Raw genomic sequence first — 19,689 nt, 5'->3', positions numbered from 1 at the left:
CATGAAGCTCGCGCTCGGTCCCATTCTTTATTACTGGCCTCGCAACCACGTCATGGCGTTCTATGCCGACGTGGCGGCTTCCGCGGCAGATGTCGTCTACGTCGGCGAGGTGGTGTGCTCGCGCCGTCACGAACTGCGCTTTTCGGATTGGGTCGCGATTGCGCGCGAACTGGCGTCGGCCGGCAAAGAGGTCGTGCTCTCCGCACTGGCACTCGCCGAAACCGAAGCGGACCTGCGCCAGGCGCGCAAGCTCGCCGAGAACGGCGAGTTCATGCCGGAAGTGAACGACATGTCGGCGCTCGCGCTCGTCGCGCGACGCATGCCTTTCGTGGCGGGGCCGCACCTCAACTGCTACAGCGCGCAGATGCTCGAATGGCTCGTGAGTCTGGGCGCACGGCGCTGGGTGACGCCCGTGGATTGCTCGCGTGCCACGTTGGCGGAAATTCGCGGCGGCATTACGGAGGCGAACGGCGCCGCGAGCGAGCCGCCCTGCGAGATCGAGTACTTCGCTTACGGCCGTGCGCCGCTCGCCTTTTCGGCACGCTGCTTCACCGCGCGTCATCACCATTTGCAGAAGGATCATTGCGAACGCCGCTGTATCGACGACCCCGAAGGCATGACCGCTTTCGCTCAGGATGGCAAACCGTTCGTCACGATCAACGGCATTCAGACGCAGACGGCGCAGGTGGTGAACCTGGCCGGCCACACACACGGTCTGGCGAGCGAAGGCGTATCGGTACTGCGCATCAGCCCGCAGGCGAATCGCACGGTGGCGGTGCTCGATATCTTCAAGGCGGTGTGCGACGGCGAACTCACGCCGCGGGATGCGTATCGCGAGGCCTGCGCGCAGCACGACGCACCGTCCTGCAACGGGTTCTGGTTCGGGGAGCCGGGCCTGGCTGAAAAGGCGGCCGCTAATGCAGGCATCGCAGACCTCACGAGTGTCACGCCAACCGGCGATCCATCCGCCGCAGCAGGCACGACCGGAGTCCGCGCATGAAACTACCGAGCCCTGTGCCCCTGCTGCGCTACTGCGCGGCCCGTCTGCCCGCTACGCCGCTCGCGTATGCACTCTGTGTGGCGCTCAATCGCCACGTGCTGCCCGTGCTCGACACCGATACGCGTGCGTTGCTGGCCGGGTATCTCTACGAATTGAACGTGACGGACATCGGCCTCACCGTGCGCCTCACCGTGGGCGCGGATCGTTTCGAACTCTGGCGTGGGGAGGCACGAGCCCCGGACCTGATCGTCGCAGCGAGCGGCCCCGACTTCATCCGGCTCGCGGCGCGCGACGTGGATGCCGACACGCTGTTCTTCAGCCGGCGCCTCATCATGCAGGGCAGCACGGAACTCGGGCTGATCGTGCGCAACGCGGTGGAAGCTATCGACTTCGAGAAGATGCCGGGCGGCGCGCTCATGCAGACCGCGCTGCGCCGCGCGGTTCAGGTGACGGCGCGGTTCGCGTGAACGTGCGGGATATCAGCGAACGTCTCGGCGAACGTATCAGGGAACTTCAGGCGGACAGAAACGCGTGGTGCGCTGAGGCTGCCGCTGGCGCCGGCACAGTGCCCGGAGCGCCCGGAGCGCCCACCACTTCGGCAAGCGGCGCCACCTGCTTGCGGCGCTCGCGCGTGGGCGCCGTACCGAACGCATCGCGATAGCTCTTGCTGAAATGGCACGCGGACTGGAAGCCGCAGGCCATGGTGATGTGCATGATCGACATGTCGGTCTGCAGCAGCAACTCGCGTGCACGACGCAGACGCAGCGTGAGGTAGTAGTGCGTCGGCGTCATGCCCAGATGCTCGCGGAAAAGGCGCTGCAATTGCCGTTGCGACATGTTCGCGAGCCGCGCGAGTTCTTCGCGCGAGAGCGGCTCTTCGATGTTGTTCTCCATCAGCGAAATCACTTCGAACAGCGACTTGTTCGCTGAGCCAAGACGCGCCACGAGCGGCATGCGCTGCTGCGCGCTCGTATCGCGCACGTGCTCCACGATGAACTGTTCGGCAATCTGCGTCACGCGCGCCGTGCCGATGCGCGAGGCGATGAGGTTCAACATCATGTCGAGCGGCGCGACGCCGCCCGTGCAGGTCACGCGATCGCGGTCGATCACGAACAGCTCTTTCAAAAAGCGCGTGTCCGGAAACTCTTCCTTGAGCGCCGACATGTTTTCCCAGTGAATCGCACATGCGTAGCCCGCAAGCAAGCCGGCTTTCGCGAGCGCATAGGTGCCGGTGCACAGGCTGCCGAGCGCCACGCCTTCGCGCGCGAAGCGACGCAGCGTGGCCAGATGCGTGGCCGTGGTTTCGCGCTGCACGTTGATGCCGCCGCAGACGAACACGATGTCGGGTTTGCCGACGCAGTCGGCCGGCCCCGTGTCTACGGAGAGGCCGTTGCTCGCGCTGACGAGGCCGCCGTCGGGGCTGATGACGGACCAACGGTAGAGCGGCTGCCCACTCAGGTAATTCGCCATGCGCAGCACTTCGATCGCGTTGGTGAACGCGATCATGGTGAAGTTGGGCAGCGGCATGAAAGCGAAGTGGGACAACGACGCGGTACGGTCGGGCGACATGGTGCGGTGTTCCTTCGGCTCTCTGACTTCGGCTCTACAGCTTGACGGCCGGTGGGGCGCGGCCGCATTTATTCTCGTGTTGATGGCAACAAGCGTGCCATACGTTGTAACCCTGGCCAAACCCTGGCGAAACCCCGGCCAAACCCTTATTCGTCCCACTTATCGAGCATTCGCACGGTCGTGCTGTGCACCTGCACTGTGCGGCGCGAGCACCGTGGGCGGGCGCGCGCCGCACGCAAGCGGTGCTCCTGAAGGGTGTTTGCGCTGCAAAGCAGCATTGGCCGTGCGGCCTGCTTTTTCCGACGCTTGAAAGCCGACTTGTCCAAAACGGACTCGCATGGCGGAAATGGAAAAGAACGCGTCTGAATTCATCAATTGGCGCAAAAGGCGAAAGACAAGAATAGAGCCGTCGGCAGCCCTGAGCCTTATGTGCTGCGCTTCGCATGCCTGAATACGCTGCTTTTCCTGACCAACGGACGCCCCATGTCGAACGCCAACCCTTTCTTTACCCAGACCCTCGCCGAACGCGACGCGCCCGTGCGCAGCGCGGTGCTGAAGGAACTCGAGCGGCAGCAGTCGCAGGTCGAACTGATCGCCTCGGAAAACATCGTCTCGCGCGCTGTGCTGGAAGCGCAGGGCTCGGTGCTGACCAACAAGTACGCGGAAGGTTATCCGGGCAAGCGTTACTACGGCGGTTGCGAATATGTGGATGAGGTCGAAGCGCTCGCCATCGATCGCATCAAGACGCTTTTCAACGCGGGCTATGCGAACGTGCAGCCGCATTCGGGCGCGCAGGCCAACGGCGCCGTGATGCTCGCGCTCGCGAAGCCCGGCGACACGGTGCTGGGCATGTCGCTGGATGCGGGCGGGCACCTCACGCACGGCGCGAAGCCCGCGCTCTCGGGCAAGTGGTTCAACGCCGTGCAGTACGGCGTGGACCGCGAGACGCTGCGCATCGACTACGACCAGGTGGAAAAGCTCGCGCACGAGCACAAGCCGACGCTCATCATCGCAGGCTTCTCCGCGTATCCGCGTGTGCTCGACTTCGCACGCTTTCGCGCGATTGCCGATAGCGTGGGCGCGAAGCTGATGGTGGATATGGCGCACATCGCGGGCATCATCGCGGCGGGGCGTCACCCGAGCCCTGTAGGCCACGCGCATGTTGTGACTTCGACCACGCACAAGACGCTGCGCGGCCCGCGCGGCGGCTTCGTGCTCACGAACGACGAAGACATCGCGAAGAAGATCAACTCCGCGGTGTTCCCGGGGCTGCAAGGCGGCCCGCTCATGCACGTGATCGCGGGCAAGGCCGTGGCCTTCGGCGAAGCGCTGCATGCAGATTTCAAGAGCTACATCGACAGCGTGCTCGCCAATGCGCAGGCACTGGGCGAAGTGCTGAAAGAAGGCGGCGTGGACCTCGTCACGGGCGGCACGGACAACCATCTGCTGCTCGTCGATCTGCGCCCGAAGGGCCTCAAGGGTACGCAGGTGGAGCAGGCGCTGGAACGCGCAGGCATCACCTGCAACAAGAACGGCATTCCCTTCGATACCGAGAAGCCCACGGTGACCTCGGGCATTCGCCTCGGCTCGCCGGCCGGCACCACGCGCGGTTTCGGCGTTGCGGAGTTCCGCGAGATCGGGCGCCTCATTCTCGATGTGTTCGATGCGCTGCGCGAGCACCCCGAAGGCCATGCGCCTACCGAGCAGCGCGTGCGCCGCGAGATCTTCGCGCTGTGCGAGCGCTTCCCGATCTACTGAACCCGAACCACGGAGCTACGGCATGAGCACCCTGCACGAGAACAGCATCATCATCGACGGTCTGAACATCTCGAAGTTCGACCGTTCGGTGTTCGAAGACATGAGAAAAGGCGGCATCACGGCGGCGAACTGCACGGTGTCGGTGTGGGAGAGCTTCGCGAAGACCGTGGACAACATCGCGCTCATGAAGCAGCAGATTCGCGCGAACAGCGAACTGCTCACGCTCGTGCGCACCACCGAAGACATTGCGCGTGCGAAGAAGGAGAACCGCACGGGCGTGATTCTCGGCTTCCAGAACGCGCATGCGTTCGAAGACAACATCGGCTACATCGAAGCATTCGCCGACATGGGCGTGCGCGTGGTGCAGCTTTGCTACAACACGCAGAACCTCGTGGGCACCGGCTGCTACGAGCGCGACGGCGGGCTCTCCGACTTCGGCCGCGAAGTCATTACGGAGATGAACCGCGTGGGCATCATGGTCGATCTGTCGCACGTGGGCAGCAATACGTCTTCGGAAGCCATCGCATTTTCAAAGAAGCCGGTCTGCTATTCGCACTGCCTGCCTTCGGGCCTGAAAGAGCATCCGCGCAACAAGTCCGACGCGCAGTTGAAAGAGATTGCGGACGCAGGCGGTTTCGTAGGCGTGACGATGTTCGCGCCGTTCCTGAAGCGCGGCATCGACGCCACTATCGACGACTACATCGAAGCCATCGATTACGTGGTGAACCTGATCGGCGAAGACGCCGTAGGCATCGGCACGGACTTCACGCAGGGCTACAGCGTGGACTTCTTCGACTGGCTCACGCACGACAAGGGCCGCTACCGCCGCCTCACGAACTTCGGCAAGGTGGTGAACCCCGAAGGCATTCGCACCATCGGCGAATTTCCGAACCTGACGCAGGCGATGGAGCGCGCCGGCTGGAGCGAGACGCGCATCCGCAAGATCATGGGCGAGAACTGGGTGCGCGTGTTCCGCGACGTGTGGGGCGCGTGAGGCTTCAGCCTCTTACGACCCGACACACGACCACGCTCGTCCATAACGACACGCCACACACCGAAGAAACCTCACGCTCACCCCACGGAGCTTTCGCGATGCAACCACAACTGCCCATCGACGTCGATGCCGAAACCGGCGTCTGGACCACTGACGCGCTGCCCATGCTGTACGTGCCGCGTCACTTCTTCACGAACAACCACACCGCTGTGGAAGAGGCGCTGGGCCGCGAAGCCTACGCCGGCATTCTGTACCAGGCCGGCTACAAGTCGGCGTACCACTGGTGCGACAAGGAAGCGAAGCAGCACGGCATCAGCGGCATGGCCGTGTTCGAGCATTACCTGAAGCGTTTGTCGCAACGCGGCTGGGGTCTGTTCCGCATCGTCGAGGCGGACCCCGCCAGTGCACGTGCACGCATCGAACTGCGCCACTCGTCGTTCGTGCTCGCGCAGCCGGGCAAACAGGGCAAGCTCTGCTACATGTTCGCCGGCTGGTTCGCCGGCGCGATGGACTGGGTCAATGACACCAGCGACACCAGCGACACGAGCGGCGCCAGCGGACACGCACCGCGTGCGCAGTCGAAGGAAGTGCAGTGCGCGGCCGAAGGCCACGACCACTGCATCTTCGAAGTGTCGCCGCTCGCGAACTGAACGACTTGTACCGGTCTGCCGGGCACGCCCCACACCGACTCAATCCCCACACCCACGCCCGAGGTTGTCTGCGATGCGTTACCCCAACCTGTTCAAACCGCTCGCGCTGAACCAGCTCACGTTGCGCAACCGCATCGTCAGCACGGCGCACGCGGAAGTCTATGCGGAGCCCGGCGGGCTGCCCGGCGACCGCTACATCCGTTACTACGAGGAAAAGGCGAAGGGCGGTGTGGGCCTTGCCGTGTGCGGGGGCTCGAGCCCGGTTTCGATCGATAGCCCGCAGGGATGGTGGAAGTCCGTGAACCTTGCGACGGACCGCGTGATCGATCCGCTCGGGCGGCTGGCCGAAGCCATGCATCGGCACGGCGCGAAGATCATGATCCAGGCCACGCACATGGGCCGCCGCTCGGCGTTTCACGGCGAGCACTGGCCGCATCTGATGTCGCCTTCGGGCGTGCGCGAGCCCGTGCACCGCGGCAACGCGAAGATCATCGAGGTGGAGGAAATCCGCCGCATCATCGGCGACTTCGCGACCGCGGCGAAGCGCGTGCAGCAGGCCGGCATGGACGGCATCGAAATTTCTGCGGCCCACCAGCACCTTATCGACCAGTTCTGGAGCCCACGCACCAACTTCCGCACCGACGAGTGGGGCGGCAGCCTGCAGAATCGGCTGCGGTTCGGCATCGAAGTGCTGAAAGCCGTGCGCGAGGCCGTGGGCCGTGACTTCTGCGTGGGCCTGCGCATGTGCGGCGACGAGTTCCACGAAGACGGGCTCGACCACGAGCAGTTGAAAGAGATCGCGCAAGCCATGGCGGAAACGGGCTTGATCGACTACGTCGGCGTGATCGGTTCCGGCGCGGACACGCACAACACGCTCGCCAACTGCATGCCGCCCATGGCGTTGCCGCCCGAGCCGTTCGTGCATCTGGCCGCGGGCATCAAGTCGGTCGTGAAGCTGCCCGTCATGCACGCGCAGAGCATTCGCGACGCGGGTCAGGCCGAACGCCTGCTCGCCACGGGCATGATCGACCTCGTGGGCATGACGCGCGCGCAGATTGCGGATCCGCACATGGTCATCAAGATTCGCGACGGCCGCGAAGACGAGATCAAGCAGTGCGTGGGCGCGAACTACTGCATCGACCGCCAGTACAACGGCCTCGACGTGCTCTGCGTGCAGAACGCCGCGACGTCGCGCGAAGCCACCATGCCGCACGTCATCGAAAAAACGCGCGGGCCGCGACGCAAGGTGGTTGTGGTGGGCGCGGGGCCGGCAGGACTCGAAGCGGCGCGCGTGGCGCGTTCGCGTGGTCACGACGTGGTGCTGTTCGAAAAGAGCGATGCGGTGGGCGGCCAGATCCTGCTCGCGGCCAAGGCCCCACAGCGCGAACAGATGGCCGGCATCGTGCGCTGGTTCGACATGGAAACGAAGCGCCTTGGTGTAGACAGGCGCCTCGGTGTGGCCGCCGACGAGAAAACCATCATGGCCGAGAAGCCCGACATCGTGGTGCTGGCCACGGGCGGCTCGAGCTTCACGCAGCAGGTGCCCGCGTGGGGCGTGGCCGAAGGCCTCGCCGTGAGCGCGTGGGACATTCTCTCGGGCAACGTGCAGCCCATGCAGAACGTGCTCGTCTACGACGGCGTGAGCACGCATGCAGGCGCCGGCGTGGCCGACTTCATCGCGAGCCGCGGCTCGAAGGTGGAGATCGTGACGCCCGACGTGAAGGTGGCCGACGACGTGGGCGGCACCACGTTCCCCATCTTCTATCGCCGGCTCTACGCGCAGGGCGTGATCCACACGCCGAACTACTGGCTCGACCGCGTCTATGAAGAGAACGGCAAGAAGATCGCCGTGATCCGCAACGAGTACACCGAGGAACAGGAAGAGCGCGCCGTCGATCAGGTGGTGATCGAAAACGGCGTCACGCCCAACGACGCGCTCTACTGGAAGCTCAAGCCCGAGTCCGTGAACCGCGGCCAGGTGGACGTGCACAAGCTCTTCGCCGCGGAGCCGCAGCCGTCGCTTGCCGAAGAACTCGGCAACGGCCGCTTCCTGCTGTTCCGCGTGGGCGACTGCATCTCCATGCACAACATTCACGGTGCGATCTACGACGCACTGCGTCTTTGCAAGGACTTCTAGCCATGAGCCCGGCGTTCCTCATCACCGCGCTGCTGTGGGTTTCGGTGGCGGGCCTCGCGTTCGCGGTCGCGAAGCGCGCGTCGTACTGGAAGCTCGGGCGCGCCACGGCGGCGGGCGCGTTCGGCTTCGCGAACCTGCTCGCCATTCCGAAGCGCTATTTCGTCGATCTGCATCACGTCGTGGCGCGCGACCCGTACATCGCGAAGACCCACGTCGCCACCGCGGGCGGCGCGATTGCGGCGTTCGCGCTGGTGTTCATCAATTACGGGTTCGCCATTTATTCGCCGTGGCTCGACCGCCTGATCCTGCTCTGCGCGCTTGCGATGCTGGTGGGCGCCGTGTTCGTGTGGCGTCGCCGTCACGACACGAAAGGCGTACCCGCGCGGCTGTCGCGCGGACCGTGGAACACGCTGCCGTGGCTGCTCGGTTCGTTCGCGCTGGGGCTCGCGCTCTACGTGGCGGTACCGGCCGGGGCGATGTCGGGTGGGCTCGCCGTGATCTTCGCGCTGCTCATCGCGGCCGGTGCGTTCGCGATGACGTTCGGCGCGGCACGCGGCGGTCCGATGAAACACGCCATCGCGGGGCTGCTGCATCTCGCGTTTCATCCGCGCCAGGAACGTTTCTCCGTGAAAAAGACGGCGGAAAAAGCAGCACAAACAGCGACGCAACGCGACGCCGTGCCGCCCACCGCGCTCAAGGCGCCCGCGCTGGACCACAACGAGTACGGCGTGGGCAAGCCCGTCGAATTCCGCTGGAACCAGTTGCTGAGCTTCGATGCGTGCGTCCAGTGCGGCAAGTGCGAAGCCGCGTGCCCGGCGTTCGCGGCAGGCCAGCCGCTCAATCCGAAGAAGCTGATTCAGGACCTCGTGACGGGTATGGTGGGCGGCACGGATTCGGCCTACGCGGGCAGCCCGACGCCGGGCATTCCGGTGGGCCGTCATGGCGGCGAGCCGCAGCGTCCCATCGTGTCGAGCCTGATCGAAGCGGACACCCTCTGGTCGTGCACCACGTGCCGTGCCTGCGTTCACGAGTGCCCCATGCTGATCGAGCACGTGGACGCCATCGTCGACATGCGCCGCAACCAGACGCTCGTGCACGGCGAAGTGCCGGGCAAGGGCCCCGAGGTGCTCGCGAACCTGCGCGAGACGGGCACGGCGGGCGGCTATGACCGCGCGGCGCGCTACGACTGGTCCGTGGATCTCAACGCACCGCTCGCGCAACTGGGCAAGCCCGTGGACGTGCTGCTCGTAGCAGGCGAAGGCGCGTTCGACATGCGCTACCAGCGCACGCTGCGCGCGCTCGTGAAGGTGCTGAACCAGGCCGGCGTGGACTACGCTGTACTGGGCGCGGGCGAAACCGATACCGGCGACGTGGCTCGGCGCCTCGGTGACGAAGCGACGTTCCAGCAACTCGCGGCCACGATGATCCAGACGCTTTCCACGCTCACGTTCCGGCGCATCGTCACGGCGGACCCGCACGTGATGCATAGCCTGCGCAACGAGTACCGCGCGTTCGGCGGCCGCTACGAAGTGCTGCATCACACCACGCTGCTCGCGCAACTGGTGGACGCGGGCAAGCTCGCGCCGAAGGCGGCCGAGGCGCTGGCCGGCCGTCGCATCACGTATCACGACCCCTGTTATCTCGGCCGCTACAACGGCGAAACGGACGCACCGCGCAAGCTCCTGAAGACCATCGGCATTCAGGTGGTGGAGATGGAGCGCCACGGCACGCGCGGCCGCTGCTGCGGCGGCGGAGGCGGCGCGCCGCTCACCGACATTCCGGGCAAGCAGCGCATTCCCGACATCCGCATGGCCGACGCACGCGCCGTGGGCGCCGAGGTGGTCGCGGTGGGTTGCCCGAACTGCACGGCGATGCTGGAGGGCGTGGTGGGGCCGAGGCCCGAAGTGCTCGACGTGGCCGAACTCGTTGCCGCGTCGCTGGATTGAACGGAGCCGCGCCATGAACACGATCAAACGTATCGATCCGCGCCGGCCGTTCGTCATCACGGCCGCCGGTCTCAAACGCATCACGCTGGGCGAAGCGGGCACCGCCGACGGCTCGTTCGACACGAGTGCTGCCGCGGCCTCGCTGCACGGGCGCGCAGCCGCGAAGCCGCGCCGCACCGTAGCGCCCGCGCAACGCACGATTCTCGTGGCTGCGCACAGCGACCGCGGCGCGCTCGACGAGCATGCACGCGAAACGGTTGCGGCCGCCGCGCTGATGGCCGACGCGAAGACGCAGGTCGCGCTGATGGTATTCGGCGAACTGAAAGAAGACGCCGCCGCGCTGGGCGCCGACAAGGTGATCGAACTCGCGGCCTTCGACCGTCGCGCGTTTGCCCCTGAAAGCGAGGTGCAGGCGCTTGCGGCCTGCGCAGCGCAGTTCGCGCCCGTGCATATCTTGCTGCCCGACAACGCTGCGGGCGACGGCGATCTGGGCCGCCGCTACGCAGCCCAGGCGGGCGCGAGTGTGGCCGCGCACGTGGTGGAGATCGACGCCGCACACGTGAGCGTCTACGTGCACGCGAAGAAGGCCGTGGCGAAGCGCACGGTGCCCGAGGTCGTGTTGCTCGCGCCGGGTGCCGTCGATTCGCGCTTGCCGTTCGTGGGCGCAGGCGACGCCATGCAGATGGGCAGCTTCGACACGGCGGCTTCAGCAGCCGCGCGTTATCGCGATCTCGGTATCGAGGAAACGGATGCCTCGCAGGTGGCGCTCGAAGAAGCCGACTTCATCGTGTCGGCCGGCAACGGCGTGACGGACATCGCCGCGTTCGAAGCGCTCGCGGGCGTGCTGGGCGCAGCCATCGGCGCGAGCCGCGTGGCCGTGGACAACGGTCACTTCACGCGCGACAAGCAGGTGGGCGCCACGGGCAAGACGGTGCAGGCGAGCGTCTACATCGCGTTCGGCATTTCGGGGGCGGTTCAGCATTTGCAGGGCATCAAGGACTGCCGCCACGTGATTGCCGTGAATCTGGACGCGAGCGCGCCCATTGCCAAACGTGCGGACCTGACCATCGTGGGCGACACGCGGGAAACCATTGCGTCGCTGACCGAGGCCATCGCGCGCGCCCGTGCCGCGCATGGCGAAGCGAGCCGCGCTGCGGGCGCGCCAACCGTCGTGGAGGGAGTCGCGGCATGAACGCACGAGACAATATGGAAGCGCGCGAGGCAGCGCGCCTGAAGCGCATCGCGGTGCTCGTTTCGGTGGGACGGCATCCCGTGAGCGGGGTGGCGCGCTATAGCCGCAACGATGCGGCGGCGCTGGAAATCGGCCGCACGTTGGCGGGACGCTGGGGCGTGCAGCTCGACGTGCTGCATGCGGGCGACGCCCGGAACCCGGTGCTGGAAGCGTATCTGGCCCTGGGTGCCGAGCGCGTCGAGGTGTTGGCGTGCGGCAATACAGACGAAGACAACGAGGGCGCCGCCGTAGCCGCGCTGGCGGCCCGCGTGCAGGGCTACGACCTCGTGCTCACGGGCACCTGCGCCGAAGGCGCCTTCGACAGCGGCCTGCTGCCGTATCAGCTCGCGGACCGGCTGGGTTATCCGCTCGTGAACGCAGCCGTGGACGTTGCGCCTGAGTCGGCCACTTCGGCCACTTCGGCCACTTCGGCCACTTCGGGCACGGCGGCCGTGCGCGTCCGGCAGTTTCTACCGAAGGGCCTGCGCCGCGCGGTGGCCGTGACGCTGCCCGCTGTGGTGGCTGTGCATCCGCTCGCGGCCGTGGCGCCGCGCTATGCGTATGCGCGGCTGCGTGCCGGGGAAATCGTGGCGGGGCGGCCCGAGGCGGCGGCTCAGTCGGGGCCACAGCCTGGGTCTAAGCCAGGGTCTACGTCAGCCTCGCAGCCAGGATTGCAACCCGGCTCGCCGCAGGCGTCGCTTTCGGGGCGCGAACAGGCCAGCCCGGCCGACCCGCAACCCGCAGCCACGACCGACGGGCAACCCTGGACCATCGGCCCTGTCGAGCGCAAGCCGGTGCGGCTTGCCGCCGCCGAGAAGCGCTCCGGCCATGCCCGCATGCTCTCCGCTACCACGACCGAAAGCCGCGGCGGCAGCGTCGTAATTGAAGGGACTTCGGTCGAAAAAGCACAAGTGATCCTCGGCTATTTGCGGGAGCATCAACTCATCGATTACTAGCCCGCTGGCGAACGGTTAACGACCCCGCCCCCGGCCAGGATTCCAGAAACAGGCTCAAGCCGCCCCATTACGCTTTCCGGAGCACAAGATGAAAGTATCGGCAGACGTGCGCGCGCTGATCGAACGGCGCAAAAAGGGTTACAGCCTCGAAGCACCGTTCTATCTGAGCGATGAGATTTTCGCGCTCGACATGGAGGCCATTTTCCGCCAGCACTGGATCCAGGTCGGCGTGGAGCCCGACGTTCCCGAACCCGGCGACTACGTCACGGTGGAACTGGGCCACGACTCGATCCTGATCGTGCGCGACGACGATATGCAGGTGCGCGCATTCCACAACGTCTGCCGCCATCGCGGCGCGCGGCTGTGCAACGAGGACAAGGGGTCGGTGGGCAACATCGTCTGCCCGTATCACAGCTGGACCTACAACCTCACGGGCGACCTGATGTTCGCCGAGCACATGGGCGAGCAGTTCGACCGCTGCAAGCACAGCCTGAAGCCTGTGCACCTGCAGAGCCTGGCGGGCCTGCTTTTCGTGTGCCTTGCCGACGAGCCGCCCGTCGACTTCGAGCTGATGCGCGCCGCCATGGAGCCGTACATGCTCCCGCACGACCTGCCGAACTGCAAGATCGCGGCGCAAGTCGACATCATCGAAAAGGGCAACTGGAAGCTCACGATGGAGAACAACCGCGAGTGCTATCACTGCGTGGCCAACCATCCCGAACTCACCATCTCGCTCTACGAATACGGCTTCGGCTACCAGCCGTCGCCCGCGAACGCCGAAGGCATGGCCGCGTTCGAGCGCACCTGTGTGGAACGTGCCGCACAGTGGGAGTCGATGGATCTGCCGTCGGTGGAGATCGACCGCCTGACGGACGTCACGGGCTTTCGCACGCAGCGCCTGCCGCTCGACCGCAGCGGCGAGTCGCAGACGCTCGACGCCAAGGTGGCCTCGAAGAAGCTGCTGGGCGAGTTCCGGCAGGCGGACCTGGGCGGCCTCTCGTTCTGGACGCAGCCGAATTCGTGGCACCACTTCATGAGCGACCACATCGTGACGTTCTCGGTCATTCCGCTGTCGGCCGGCGAAACGCTGGTGCGCACGAAATGGCTCGTGCACAAAGACGCGAAAGAGGGCGTGGATTACGACGTGAAGAACCTCACGGCCGTCTGGAACGCGACCAACGACCAGGACCGCGCGCTCGTGGAGTATTCGCAGCGCGGCGCTTCGAGCAGCGCCTACGAGCCGGGCCCGTATTCGCCGTTCACGGAAGGGTTGGTCGAGAAGTTCTGCGAGTGGTACATCGGCCGCCTCGAAGCGCAGATCGAAAAGTGAGCGTTCGTGGGTGCGCGTGACGTGGACTCATGAAGCGCGTAGACCCACGCCTCATGGCAACAGGAGCAGACAATGATGCGGGATGCGGCCACCTTTGAGCCCGTGGAAAGCCGTGTGACGAAGCCGGAATTCTGGCGCGCGTTGCCCGCGCGCTGGACGAGCGAAGACGAGGAAGCGCTGGTGTGCTGCCACGTCCGGCAGGAAACGCACGACGTGAAGAGCTTTTTCTTCCGCTCGCCGCAGGGCCGCGCGTTCGTGTTCGAGCCGGGGCAATTCATCACGCTCGAACTCGAGATAGACGGCGAGACCATCAACCGCTGCTACACGATTTCGTCGGCGCCTACGCGGCCTCATACCATTTCGATTACCGTGAAGCGCGTGCCGGGCGGCAAGGTGTCGAACTGGCTGCACGACAACCTGCAGGCGGGCATGAGCGTGCGCGTGCTGGGCCCGGCCGGCGAATTCACGTGCGCGCGGCACCCGGCGCGCAAGTTTCTGTTTCTCTCCGCGGGTTCGGGCGTCACGCCGCTGATGTCGATGAGCCGCGCGCACCACGAACTGGGCGACGACCAGGACATCGTGTTCGTGCACAGCGCCCGCACGCCCGACGACATCATCTTTGCTCGCGAACTCGATCTCATTGCGTCGAACCAGGCGAACTTTCGCACCTCGTTCGTTTGCGAGCGGCTGGGCGCGCGCACGAACTGGCCTGGCGTCACGGGCTTTCTCACGCTGCCGCTGTTGAAGCTGATTGCGCCGGACTTCATGGAGCGCGAGGTATTCACGTGCGGCCCGGCGCCGTATATGAAGGCCGTGCGCGATCTGCTGGATGAAGCGGGCTTCGATCGCAGCCACTACCACGAAGAGAGCTTTTCGTTCGAGACGCTGGCTGCCGAAAATGCGGCAAGCGGGGCGGCGACCGAAGGCAGCGAGGCGGATGTGCAGTCGCAGACCGGCCATGGTGTCGCGCGTTTTGCCGTGAGCTTCGCGCGCAGCAATCGCGAGATCACGTGTGGTGCCGATCAACCGGTGCTCACCGCCGCGCGCGAGGCCGGCGTGAGGTTGCCCGCCTCGTGCACGCAGGGCATGTGCGGCACCTGCAAGGTCAAGCTCGTCTCGGGCCAGGTCGACATGAAGCACAACGGCGGCATTCGGCAGCGCGAAATCGATCAGGGCATGGTGTTGTTGTGTTGTAGCAAGCCGCTTTCGGATCTCGTCGTCGACAAGTAGCGAAAGGCGTGTCATGGCGCGCGTGTTTGCGCACGTCGTTACACGCGTCGCAATTCGACAACCGCGTGTCGCAATGTCTTTAGCGAGTCGATTTCTGGCTGGTGATTCTGAAGGCTCGGGACCGCGCGGACGTGCGGCGAACAGGAGATCGACGATGAAACCCTTGAAGAGAAAGATGCTGTGCGGCGCGCTGGGCGCCGCGCTCGTGGTGGCGATGAGTGCGTCGTTCAGCACGGGTGCCGTGGCCGACACGAAACCGACCATCAAGATCGGTTATGTGGAAGGCTGGGACGACAGCGTGGCCACCTCGAACGTGGCCAAACGCGTGATCGAAAAACGCCTCGGCTACCAGGTGGAACTGGTGCCGGTAGCGGCAGGCATGATGTGGCAGGGCGTGGCGCGCGGCGACCTGGACGCGACGCTCTCCGCATGGCTGCCCGTCACGCAGGGCGCGTACTGGGACAAGTTCAAGACGCAAGTGAAAGACCTCGGCGTGAATTTCCCTGACGCCAAGATCGGGCTGATCGTGCCGGCCAACGCGCCCGCGAACAGCCTGGCCGACCTCGAAGCACAGAAGGCGGCGTTCGGCGGCCGTATCGTCGGTATCGACGCCGGCGCTGGCGTGATGAAGAAGACCGCGGACGCCATCAAGGCCTACAACCTCGACTATCAGCTCATGCCGAGTTCCGGCGCGGCCATGACGGCCGAACTCGCGCGCGAGATCCAGGCCAACAAGCCCGTGATCGTGACGGGCTGGGCGCCGCACTGGATGTTCGCCAAGTGGAAGCTCAAATTCCTCGACGACCCGAAGAAGGTATTCGGCGAGGCCGAGCATGTGGACAACGTGATCAACCCGTCACTTGAAACGAAGGCGCCGCCGGTGGTCTCGTTCCTCAAGAAATTCCAGTGGAAGCCGGGCGAAATCGACAGCGTGATGCTGGCCGCGCAGAACGGCACCAAGCCGGAGGCCGCCGCCGATGCCTGGATCGCGGCACACACCGATCGCGTCGATAGCTGGGTGGCGGGCGCGCATTAATGCGTCTTCTGACGCGAATGGCTTGAACGTAGTGAAGCGGTATCAGTGAAGTTCCAGCGCGGACCCTTCCGGTCCGCGCTTTTTCGTTGACGGCGCTACGCCGTCAAAGCACCACCGTCCTCTCCCCATTGATGAACACGCGCCGCTCCACGAACGCCTTCACGGCGCGTGCGAGCGTGATGCATTCCACGTCGCGTCCCACGGCGAGCAACTGCTCGGGCCGGTAGGCGTGATCCACGCGCTCCACCACCTGTTCGATGATCGGGCCTTCGTCCAGATCGTCGGTGACGAAGTGCGCCGTTGCGCCGATCAGCTTCACCCCGCGCGCATGCGCCTGGTGATAGGGCCGCGCGCCCTTGAAGCCGGGCAGAAACGAGTGATGGATGTTGATGGCGCGGCCCGCGAGGCTGCGGCTCGTGGCGTCGGACAGTATCTGCATGTAGCGCGCGAGAATCATCAGCTCGGCGCCGGTGCGTTCGAAGAGATCGAGCAGTTGAGCTTCCTGCGTCGCGCGGGTTTCCGCGGTCACAGGCAGATGCCAGAACGGCAAACCGTGCTGCGCCGCAAGCGGTTCGAAGTCGGGATGATTCGAGCCGATGCCTACGATATCCACCGCAAGCTCGCCCATGCGCCAGCGGAACAGCAGGTCGGCAAGGCAGTGTTCGAGCTTCGAGACCATGATGAGCACCTTGGGCCGCACGGTCATGTCGTGGATGGCCCAGCGCATCTGGAAATCCGCAGCCACGGGTGCGAATTCGCGCTTGAGTGTGTCGATCTGCAACGAGGTGTCCGAAGCGGCCACACCGTCGCCGGTGCCGTTGCCTGTGCCATGAAAGACGCAGCGCACGAAGAAGCGTGCGCTGATGTCGTCGTCGAATACGGTGAGTTCGTCGATGTAGCAGCGATGCCGGTCCAGACATCCCACCACGGCGGCCACCTGGCCGGCGGCGCTGGGGCAGTCGAGCGTCAGGGCGTACTGATGCGAGCGAGCGGTGGCGGTCATGCGGGTTCTCTCCGGTTGGCGTGAAATACCCGCGCGGTGCCTGGCATGCGTCAGCACGCGCGGCAAACCATTACGCAGGTAGCCGAAGTAAACCAGCGCGACGTGTGCCGCGAATAGAACCGATGCGCCGTGCTGCTGGTATCCACACGTCAGCGCTTCGCAACGCGGGCGGCGCTTACATACCGGGCTGCGCAACCTCCGCGAGCAGCCAGCGCCGGAACAGCGGCGTGGCTGCCGCTTCGGGCCGCGCGGGCGGGCAGACCAGAAAGTAGCCGCTCGCGGTCTTCACGGGCTCGCCACAGAGGCGAACCAGTTGCCCTGTTGCCACCAGTTCATCGACGAGCGGCCGCCAGCCGAGCGCAATGCCCTGATTCATCAGCGCGGCGTGGATAACGAGCGCGTAGCTGTTGAACATCATGCCGTGCCGCTCGTCGGGCGCTTCGAGTTGCTGCGCCGCAAACCAGCCGCGCCACGAGAGCCAGCGTTCGGGCTGCGTCGGTTGCACGTGCAGCAGCGGCAGATGCGCGAGGCCTGCGGGCGTGGCGACTTCGGGATGCGCGGCGAGAAACGCCGGCGAGCACACGGGCGTCACTTCTTCCTGGAAGAGCCGCGTAGACGTGCAGGGCGCCCAGTCGCCGTTGCCGAACGCAATGGCGATGTCGGCGTGATCGCGGTGCGGATCGTAGCCGTGCTGCGAGGTGACGATCTTCACGCTCAAGCCCGGCAGGCTTTCCTTCAGACGCATGAGGCGCGGCATGAGCCAGTAGGTGGCGAAACCGAAGTCGGTGAGCAGGGTGAGGGCTTCATTGGAGCGTCGCGCGCGAATGTCGGCCGCCGCCACGCGAATGGATTCGAGACTCACGCGCACGGCCTCGTAAAGACGTTCGCCGTCGGGCGTGAGCGTGACGCCGCGCGGGGTGCGCTCGAAGAGCGGCGCACCCAGGTCGTTTTCGAGCTGCACGATGCGCTGGCTCACCGCGGGCTGCGTGGCGCCCAGTTCGCGCGCCGCGGCCGAAAAGCTCGTGAGGCGCGCGGCCGACTCGAATACGGCGAGCGCCTGCATGGGCGGCAAGCGGTCCTGCTCGGTCATAACAACCCCTTATGTCCTTATAAGCATGCGCCGGCTTCCCACGGCGAAATTGAGCGGCAATAGTGCAGAGGTGCCGCATTGCGCTGCGTCCGGCCGCTTCATCCGCCGCCTCATCCGCCGCTTCATTGGCGTAATCGATGCGATGGCACCGCACTTCAACTCTCAACCACCCGGTTCCATTGAACATGACCTCTGGCAGGAAGCCTAACATTCTCGTTCTGATGGCGGACCAGATGACGCCGTTCGCGCTGCGCGCCTACGGTCATCGTTTATCCATCACGCCGCGCATCGATGCGCTCGCACGTGAAGGCGTGGTGTTCGACGCCGCCTATTGCGCAAGCCCGCTCTGTGCGCCCGCGCGTTTTTCGATGCTGGCGGGCAAGCTGCCGTCGCAGATTGGCGCCTACGATAACGCCGCAGAATTTCCCGCGCAAACGCTGACCTTCGCGCACTATCTGCGCGCCGAAGGCTACCGCACGATACTCGCGGGCAAGATGCATTTCTGCGGCGCGGACCAGTTGCACGGCTTCGAGGAACGCCTCACCACCGACATCTATCCCGCCGACTTCGGCTGGGTGCCGGACTGGACGCATCCCGAAGTGCGGCCCAGCTGGTATCACAACATGAGTTCCGTCCTCGACGCGGGGCCGTGCGTACGCACCAACCAGCTCGACTTCGACGACGAAGTCACGTTCACCTCGCGCCAGAAGCTCTTCGACATCGTGCGCGAGCGGGCTGCGGGCCGCGACGATCGGCCGTTCTGCCTCGTGGCGTCGCTTACGCATCCGCACGACCCTTACGCGATTTCACAGACGTACTGGGACCTCTATCGCGACGAGGACATCGATCTGCCCCGCACGTCGCTCACCTTCGAAGAGAGCGACCCGCATTCGCAGCGCCTGCGCCACGTCTGCGAGACGGACCGCACGCCGCCCACGGACGACCAGGTGCGCCGTGCACGCCATGCCTACTACGGTGCGCTCTCGTATGTGGATGCACAGTTCGGCGCGATACTCGATGCACTCCAGCAGACGGGCCTCGCCGAAGACACCGTCGTGGTGCTCACCTCCGACCACGGCGACATGCTGGGCGAGCGCGGCCTCTGGTACAAGATGACCTTCTTCGAAGGCGGCGTGCGCGTGCCGCTGATCGTGCATGCGCCGGGCCGTTTCGCGGCGCATCGTGTGGCGGCGCCGGTTTCGCACCTCGATCTGCTGCCCACGCTGGTTGAACTCGCCACAGGCGAGCCGCGCGCGGAATGGCCCGATGCCATCGACGGCACGAGCCTCGTGCCGCAACTGCTTGGGGAACGTGGTGAACGTGGGGAACGCAGCGAAGGCCTCGCGATCGGCGAATACCTTGCCGAAGGCGCCATCGCGCCCATCGTGATGATGCGGCGCGGCGACTACAAGTTCATCCATTCGCCTGCGGATCCTGACCAGCTCTATGACCTTGCGCGCGATCCACAGGAGTTGCGCAACCTTGCGCAGGATGCGTCTTTCGCCTCGCTCATGGCAACGTTTCGCGCCGAGCTGGCGCAGCGCTGGAACCTGAAGGCGCTGCACGAAGACGTGCTCGCGAGCCAACGGCGGCGGCGCTTTCACTTCGAGGCGACCACGCAAGGGCGTATCCAGTCGTGGGACTGGCAGCCATTCACCGACGCGAGCCAGCGCTACATGCGCAATCACATCGAACTCGATACGCTCGAAGCGCTCGCGCGGTTTCCGCGCGTGCCGGCAGGGTCATCCACACGTTAGCC

The 19,689-nt window shown here is 65.5% G+C and carries 16 protein-coding genes; 13 read left to right on the top strand and 3 right to left on the bottom strand.

Features of this window, described 5'->3' with window-relative positions; translation table 11 throughout:
• The first annotated feature begins 1 nt into the window (after window position 1).
• Together PXJ20_RS25785 and ubiT are read left to right on the top strand one after the other, a co-directional pair.
• Window positions 2-1,000, top strand: a complete 999-nt coding sequence (locus tag PXJ20_RS25785) for a U32 family peptidase (RefSeq protein WP_126877484.1) — start codon at window positions 2-4, stop codon at window positions 998-1,000.
• Window positions 997-1,467, top strand: coding sequence for a ubiquinone anaerobic biosynthesis accessory factor UbiT (gene ubiT, locus PXJ20_RS25780; RefSeq protein WP_199543622.1), 471 nt, complete (start codon window positions 997-999; stop codon window positions 1,465-1,467). Before PXJ20_RS25785 ends, ubiT begins: the two co-directional genes overlap by 4 nt.
• Before the next feature lie 46 nt (window positions 1,468-1,513).
• Here ubiT and PXJ20_RS25775 read toward each other — a convergent pair whose 3' ends face one another.
• Complete coding sequence (locus PXJ20_RS25775) at window positions 1,514-2,569, bottom strand: GlxA family transcriptional regulator (RefSeq protein ID WP_126877482.1); 1,056 nt, start codon at window positions 2,567-2,569, stop codon at window positions 1,514-1,516.
• Between the two features lie 483 nt (window positions 2,570-3,052).
• Between PXJ20_RS25775 and PXJ20_RS25770 the strand changes: the two genes are divergently transcribed.
• The 10 genes from PXJ20_RS25770 (at window position 3,053) to PXJ20_RS25725 (ending at window position 15,837) form a co-directional block, all read left to right on the top strand.
• The gene (locus PXJ20_RS25770) at window positions 3,053-4,327 is read left to right on the top strand and encodes a serine hydroxymethyltransferase (RefSeq protein ID WP_421032434.1); all 1,275 of its coding nucleotides are present in this window, start codon (window positions 3,053-3,055) and stop codon (window positions 4,325-4,327) included.
• 22 nt (window positions 4,328-4,349) lie between these two features.
• Window positions 4,350-5,321 carry a dipeptidase gene (locus PXJ20_RS25765; protein WP_017773741.1) on the top strand — a complete coding sequence of 324 codons (972 nt, stop codon included), beginning with the start codon at window positions 4,350-4,352 and terminating at the stop codon, window positions 5,319-5,321.
• Between the two features lie 98 nt (window positions 5,322-5,419).
• Window positions 5,420-5,971 (top strand): DUF5943 domain-containing protein, encoded by a 552-nt coding sequence (locus tag PXJ20_RS25760; protein WP_421032433.1) that lies wholly within the window; start codon window positions 5,420-5,422, stop codon window positions 5,969-5,971.
• A gap of 73 nt (window positions 5,972-6,044) precedes the next feature.
• Window positions 6,045-8,108 carry an NADH:flavin oxidoreductase gene (locus PXJ20_RS25755; protein WP_126877479.1) on the top strand — a complete coding sequence of 688 codons (2,064 nt, stop codon included), beginning with the start codon at window positions 6,045-6,047 and terminating at the stop codon, window positions 8,106-8,108.
• Window positions 8,109-8,110: 2 nt separating this feature from the next.
• Window positions 8,111-10,054: a (Fe-S)-binding protein gene (locus PXJ20_RS25750; RefSeq protein WP_421032432.1), complete on the top strand. Its 1,944-nt coding sequence runs from the start codon at window positions 8,111-8,113 to the stop codon at window positions 10,052-10,054.
• Window positions 10,055-10,067: 13 nt separating this feature from the next.
• Complete coding sequence (locus PXJ20_RS25745; RefSeq protein ID WP_421032431.1) at window positions 10,068-11,246, top strand: electron transfer flavoprotein subunit alpha/FixB family protein; 1,179 nt, start codon at window positions 10,068-10,070, stop codon at window positions 11,244-11,246.
• Window positions 11,243-12,241, top strand: coding sequence for an electron transfer flavoprotein subunit beta/FixA family protein (locus PXJ20_RS25740; protein WP_421032430.1), 999 nt, complete (start codon window positions 11,243-11,245; stop codon window positions 12,239-12,241). The genes PXJ20_RS25745 and PXJ20_RS25740 overlap by 4 nt, the downstream gene beginning before the upstream one ends.
• An 88-nt stretch (window positions 12,242-12,329) precedes the next feature.
• Window positions 12,330-13,571 carry an aromatic ring-hydroxylating oxygenase subunit alpha gene (locus tag PXJ20_RS25735; RefSeq protein WP_126877476.1) on the top strand — a complete coding sequence of 414 codons (1,242 nt, stop codon included), beginning with the start codon at window positions 12,330-12,332 and terminating at the stop codon, window positions 13,569-13,571.
• 72 nt (window positions 13,572-13,643) lie between these two features.
• Window positions 13,644-14,801 carry an FAD-binding oxidoreductase gene (locus PXJ20_RS25730; RefSeq protein ID WP_421032429.1) on the top strand — a complete coding sequence of 386 codons (1,158 nt, stop codon included), beginning with the start codon at window positions 13,644-13,646 and terminating at the stop codon, window positions 14,799-14,801.
• 154 nt (window positions 14,802-14,955) lie between these two features.
• The gene (locus PXJ20_RS25725; RefSeq protein WP_199543611.1) at window positions 14,956-15,837 is read left to right on the top strand and encodes a glycine betaine ABC transporter substrate-binding protein; all 882 of its coding nucleotides are present in this window, start codon (window positions 14,956-14,958) and stop codon (window positions 15,835-15,837) included.
• 103 nt (window positions 15,838-15,940) lie between these two features.
• Here the strand turns inward: PXJ20_RS25725 and PXJ20_RS25720 are convergent, their stop codons facing one another.
• Together PXJ20_RS25720 and PXJ20_RS25715 are read right to left on the bottom strand one after the other, a co-directional pair.
• A complete protein-coding gene (locus tag PXJ20_RS25720) occupies window positions 15,941-16,840 on the bottom strand; it encodes a formyltetrahydrofolate deformylase (RefSeq protein ID WP_421032428.1) in 900 nt (299 codons plus the stop codon).
• 175 nt (window positions 16,841-17,015) lie between these two features.
• Window positions 17,016-17,930 carry a choline sulfate utilization transcriptional regulator gene (locus tag PXJ20_RS25715; RefSeq protein WP_421032427.1) on the bottom strand — a complete coding sequence of 305 codons (915 nt, stop codon included), beginning with the start codon at window positions 17,928-17,930 and terminating at the stop codon, window positions 17,016-17,018.
• Between the two features lie 185 nt (window positions 17,931-18,115).
• On the opposite strand from PXJ20_RS25715, the gene betC reads away from it, so the two are divergent.
• Window positions 18,116-19,687 (top strand): choline-sulfatase, encoded by a 1,572-nt coding sequence (gene betC / locus PXJ20_RS25710; RefSeq protein ID WP_421032426.1) that lies wholly within the window; start codon window positions 18,116-18,118, stop codon window positions 19,685-19,687.
• The last annotated feature ends 2 nt before the right edge of the window (window positions 19,688-19,689 follow it).

Origin of the sequence: Paraburkholderia sp. A1RI_3L (genome assembly GCF_048957895.1) — a bacterium.
Lineage (GTDB): Bacteria > Pseudomonadota > Gammaproteobacteria > Burkholderiales > Burkholderiaceae > Paraburkholderia > Paraburkholderia kururiensis.
Note: the sequence above shows the minus strand (reverse complement) of the source record. Positions and strands in the feature narration are given on the sequence as shown.